This window comes from Dactylosporangium sp. NPDC000555 (genome assembly GCF_040300025.1).
Classification (GTDB): domain Bacteria; phylum Actinomycetota; class Actinomycetes; order Mycobacteriales; family Micromonosporaceae; genus Dactylosporangium.
Map to the genome: position 1 here is coordinate 1 of NZ_JBEPDB010000200.1, position 1,874 is coordinate 1,874.

Consider the following 1,874-nt stretch of genomic DNA (forward strand, 5'->3'; position numbering starts at 1 on the left):
CGAGCCGGCCGGCGGACGGGGCCGCCTGCGCCGTGCCGCTGGAGCGGCCGTGGCCGGGCAGGTCCAGCGCGGCCGCCGGCCGGTCCACAAGGGACAACAGCGTGTCGAAGCTGCGGGCATCGGCGCCGGCGTCGTGCAGCAGGGCGATGTCGGGAGCGCCGTTGCCCCAGACGACGGCGCTGATGTGGCCGCCGGAGGTGACGTTCACCCAGCGGCGGATGACGACCGGCGGGTGGGCCGAACGGGCGAGCAGGTCGGCGAACTCGTTCTCGACCGTTCTGGCGTGGACGGTCATGCGCGGACTCCTCCGATCGAGGTCGTGGGTTCGGTACGGGGCAGCGCCGCCGGATCGAGGTGGCACCGCACGAAATGCCCCGGCTCCGCTTCGGTGACGGGCGGTGCGGTGGCATCGCACAGCCCGGGGATCCGCTGGGCGCAGGCGTGGAAGAACAGGCAGCCGGCACCGTTGACCGGAGCCGGCCCGGATGGCTCGGGCGGCCCGGACGGCTCGGACCGGCTCGCGCCGACAAGCGTTGCCGTGTAGGGATGATGCGGTCCGGCGAGGACCGGACCGGCCGGGCCGTGCTCGACCAGGACGCCGCGGTAGAGCACCGCGACGCGATCCGCGAGGTAGCCGACGACGGCCAGGTCGTGGGAGATGAACAGGTAGGCGGTGCCGGTGCGCTCGCGCTGCTCCGCGAGCAGTTCGAGCATGGCGGCTTGCACGCTGACGTCCAGCGCGGAGACGGGCTCGTCGCAGATGACCAGCTCGGGCGCGCCGGCGAAGCTGCGGGCGATGGCGACGCGCTGCTTCTGACCGCCGGAGAGCTGCCCGGGCCGGCGCCGCAGCAGGTCCTCGTCGAGCCGGGTGCGCGCGGCGAGGGCGGCGACGCCTGGAGCGCCGCGCAGCGTTCGCAGGGCGCGCTCGAGGATACGCCGCACGGGCTGGCTCGGGTTGAGGGTCGTGTCGGGGTCCTGGAAGACCATCTGGATCCGCCGCCGTAGCGCCGGAGAGCGGCGGCGCAGCCCGGCCGGCAGGGCGGCACCGGCGAAGCGTAGCTGTCCGGTCCCCTCGGCGTGCAGCCCGGCGATGGCCCGGGCGAGCGTGGTCTTGCCGCTGCCGGACTCCCCCACGAGCCCGACGACCTCGCCGGCGCCGATGGTCAGGTCGACGTGGTCCAACACGGCGGTGCTGCCATAGCCGCGGACCAGGCCGCGGACCTCCAGCAGCGGTGGTCCGCCGGGCTCAGGAGGTACCGTTGCTGCGGTTTGGTCTGTCGCCTCCGCCGCGATGCGGGGGGCGGCGCCCGGGCGCAGGCAGCGCACCGCCCGTCCGGGGACGGCCCGTTCGTCGAGGGCGGGCTCGACCGCCGTGCAGGCCGCGTCGGCGACCGGACACCGGGCGGCGAACGCGCAGCCGGGGCTCGTCGCGCCCAGCACCGGCAGCCGGCCGGCGATCGGGGCGAGCCGGCGGACGCGGCGCGGCATGCCGAGGCGCGGGGCACTGTCGAGCAGGCCGGCGGTGTACGGGTGCGCCGGGTCGCCCAGAATGCCGGCCACGGGCCCGGACTCGACCAGGCGGCCCGCGTACAGGACGCCGACCCGGTCGCAGTGCCGCCCGACCAGGTCGAGGTCGTGGCTGATGAGCACCACGGCGGCGGACAGCTCGGCGCGCAGCCGGCCGAGCAGGTCGAGCACGCCGGCCCGCACGGCGGCGTCCAGCCCGGTCGTGGGCTCGTCGAGCACGATCAGCCGGGGCCGGGCGGCGAGCACGCCGGCGATCACGACCCGCTGCCGCTGGCCGCCGGAGAGCTGGTGGGGGTAGCGGCGGGCGGCCTCGCCGGGCAGCCGGACGCGGCGCAGGAGCTCGGTGG

2 protein-coding genes are annotated in these 1,874 nt (G+C 76.4%); both read right to left on the reverse strand.

All coding sequences use genetic code 11. From position 1 onward, the window contains the following. Positions 1–295, reverse strand: a 295-nt coding sequence (locus ABT297_RS42995; RefSeq protein ID WP_350559979.1) for an alpha/beta fold hydrolase, incomplete at its 3' end; no start/stop codon positions are given. Then, the coding region (locus tag ABT297_RS43000) for an ABC transporter ATP-binding protein (RefSeq protein WP_350559982.1) at positions 292–1,874 on the reverse strand (1,583 nt) is incomplete at its 5' end. The genes ABT297_RS43000 and ABT297_RS42995, both read right to left, overlap by 4 nt.